The following is a 2,653-nucleotide window of genomic DNA, read 5'->3' as shown; positions in this document are numbered from 1 at the left end:
TATAAGCCGCTCTTTGTCAAGTGCAATTTATACCAAACTCAATGCGATTACCCTGGACTATAAAGGCTCCACTATCTAAGGTTTCGTCTGGAGCCATTTCGCCATTTGGGGTAAAGAACAAGTTTGAAAAGGTTGCCACTCTTGTACTGGAATGGCAATCATCATGCCTCGATAAGTGCCTTGAATCTCATCAACTTCATAGAAATCCGACAAGCCAGCAGCAATTTTACCAACACCGTGAACACTACCCAAAGCCGCTTTTAGGGTGGCCAGGATATTATAAGCAATTATTGCCATACAATAGGAAAACAAAGCGGCTTTAGGATAGGCCAGGGTATTAATTTCACCGTTGAAGTTAGTAGTTATGGTTTGAAAAAGAGTTTCGATACGCCAACGCTTTTGATAGAGCTTGACTATGGTGCATGCCCTAGCATCAGCCTCAGGTAAGTTGCTGAGAATGGCAATTTCGCAATCCCCATTACGAGTGGGCTTAAATAGCTTGAGGAGCACTCTTCTACAAGAGAGTATTCTATCCCCATACTGAATTTGAACCCGTTGTTCAAACAATTCCCCGGTCTGGGTTTTACCAATGGTTGACAATTCACTCAACGGTTTCCACACCTTAGAGCCATGTTGGCGAATGACAAAATAGGCAAGTTTTTCAGCTAGCCTAGTCAAAAACTCTGCAGTACAAAAGTTGCGATCTCCGTTCCCATTCATCCAGGGCTTCAACTGTTTGTAGAACTTCTGGCAATAAAGCTCGTTCTTGCGTATAAGCATCCTCACAAGGAAACACATCAACTACCAATTCTAAGGTAGGATCCAAAACAACTAGCGCCTTCCCAGGTAAGGGCGCACGCTGCATAGGAGCGAATCGCCCCCAAACGATGGTCTGTTGCCGATAAACAAGTACCATCCAAAATTTTCAGTCTGTATCCTGGCAGCAGAACAGACTGTTTTACTCCCATCAGGCAAGATTAAATCTATCAACTCTGGCACTGTTTCTCGGATTAACGCTTGAGAGACCTTTGGTTCTATTCCTTGCAGTTTATTATATAAGGCGGTAGTACTTACACTTAACTCCGATGCCTTGGCGCGATAAGCAGCATTAACTGAAGGCTGTATCCCGCATACCACTAAACTCATCAAATCTACCTGGGAAGAAAAAAGTAACTCGCGGATGTTACTGATTCTGCGCATACAAATCAAATAAACTATCTTTACGCTTCGGAAGCATTCACTCGTTCCATTAACCCTCTGGCCATGACGGTGACTGGGCAAGCGCTTACAAATTGGGAAAAAATACAAGGGTAGCATTAATGTTTTCCTGTGTTGATCTATCGGGTCAGACCCAGTCTGATATTATCTCCCCGCACAGCAAAAGGGAATCCTGTCCTGTACTCGCACAGATCCCCAAAGGGGTTCCCCCAACACCGACCCTTGTCGATCGCCTTAACTTATCCCGCTTTCCCCTAGTCTGTTCCAACAGGGAATAGAATCAGCTTCGCTCTGAGTTGAAAAAAAACAAATGATGATTGATTCCTATAGTACATTTGTACACGTTGAAAGGGCTGGTCTTTTATTGTGCTCCATGGCACGGACACCATGGCCTGGACTGCTTCCATACTGTCGTTTTTGATGACCGGGCTGGATAAGGATGGCCACTATAACGCTTTGTTGAGCAAGCCGTTGGTTGTGACTGGCTCCCAACTGCCACTATTTGTAGAGAAAGCGGACTCCTCCTATACTGTACGTTTCAACACCGATGCACTCCAAAACGTCTGTGGTGCCGTAACCTCGTGTTGTGAAGGTGTACCGGAAGTGTGTCTGTACTTTGATTCCACCTTAATGAGGGGCAATCGCACGGTCAAGACCAACGCCAGTGAGAATCGTAGGGTGGGCAGTGGCTAAAGGGATTGGTAAGTTTGGTAAATCTGTGTGCTCCACTGCCCACCAGACATAAACTACGGGATACTCCATCGGGAGACGCGACGCGATTCTCCTAGGGAGATGCTACGCGATTGGCCGTAGGCCACGCTACGCGAACGCGTTTTCCATGAAAGCTATCCCCTTGGTTAAGGTAAAATTCCTCGGCAGTAAGGGTTGAAAATGGCGATAAAATCAAAAATTAACTATTGAGTTAGTTTAAAACATTGCTCACAATCACGATAACAGTAGCACTCGCAATTAAGCCAAAAGCTAACTGAATCACCCATTGTGTGGCTTGTTGGTAATTGCTAAATCTTTCATCAAACTTTTTCACTTCATCTGAAAGCTCATCAAGTTTTCGGATTACATCAGTTAATGTCGGTTCTGGATATTGATTGTGGTTCGGTTCTGGATCGGTAGTTAGTGTCATCGTTAAACTGTTATAATCCTAGTTATAATTATAACAAATTCCGTAAGCAATCCCACAGCATTTTACTTATATATAGCCAAGTATAATGTGTATTAATAACCGTTGCAATGTAGACATAAACAAACTCAAATTAATCCCAAAATATTTTGATTAATCCGTGTAGTAATTCTGATAATTTTTGTGCCCTAATACCTACTCCATATTTCCTACTCCCGTCTTGATGCAGTCGCTCATGGGGGGTAACTGCTCACTGCAATAGAGAAGTCTTGTTGAAAAACAGTGAAGTCAGAGCAA

4 protein-coding genes are annotated in these 2,653 nt (G+C 43.6%); 1 reads left to right on the top strand and 3 read right to left on the bottom strand.

Annotated features, from left to right (window positions below; genetic code table 11):
• Window positions 1-75 precede the first annotated feature (75 nt).
• Both BJP37_RS34030 and BJP37_RS38105 read right to left on the bottom strand, forming a co-directional pair.
• Window positions 76-720 carry a transposase gene (locus BJP37_RS34030; RefSeq protein WP_075906823.1) on the bottom strand — a complete coding sequence of 215 codons (645 nt, stop codon included), beginning with the start codon at window positions 718-720 and terminating at the stop codon, window positions 76-78.
• Between the two features lie 111 nt (window positions 721-831).
• Window positions 832-1,146 (bottom strand): hypothetical protein, encoded by a 315-nt coding sequence (locus tag BJP37_RS38105; protein ID WP_075906821.1) that lies wholly within the window; start codon window positions 1,144-1,146, stop codon window positions 832-834.
• Between the two features lie 438 nt (window positions 1,147-1,584).
• Here BJP37_RS38105 and BJP37_RS34020 point away from each other — a divergent pair, with 438 nt between their 5' ends.
• Complete coding sequence (locus tag BJP37_RS34020) at window positions 1,585-1,911, top strand: asparaginase domain-containing protein (protein ID WP_269087146.1); 327 nt, start codon at window positions 1,585-1,587, stop codon at window positions 1,909-1,911.
• Between the two features lie 229 nt (window positions 1,912-2,140).
• Here the strand turns inward: BJP37_RS34020 and BJP37_RS34015 are convergent, their stop codons facing one another.
• Complete coding sequence (locus tag BJP37_RS34015; RefSeq protein WP_075906817.1) at window positions 2,141-2,359, bottom strand: ssr2422 family thylakoid membrane protein; 219 nt, start codon at window positions 2,357-2,359, stop codon at window positions 2,141-2,143.
• Between the last annotated feature and the right edge of the window lie 294 nt (window positions 2,360-2,653).

It is taken from the genome of Moorena bouillonii PNG (assembly GCF_001942495.1).
GTDB lineage: Bacteria > Cyanobacteriota > Cyanobacteriia > Cyanobacteriales > Coleofasciculaceae > Moorena > Moorena bouillonii.
The sequence above is the reverse complement of the archived record's forward strand: the minus strand, read 5'-3'. Positions and strand labels throughout refer to the sequence as shown.

Excerpts from the sequence above, each read along its gene's own strand:
- BJP37_RS34015 (WP_075906817.1), bottom strand. The coding sequence starts at position 2,359 with ATGACACTAACTACCGATCCAGAACCGAACCACAATCAATATCCAGAA.
- BJP37_RS38105 (WP_075906821.1), bottom strand. The coding sequence starts at position 1,146 with ATGAGTTTAGTGGTATGCGGGATACAGCCTTCAGTTAATGCTGCTTAT.
- BJP37_RS34030 (WP_075906823.1), bottom strand. The coding sequence starts at position 720 with ATGAATGGGAACGGAGATCGCAACTTTTGTACTGCAGAGTTTTTGACT.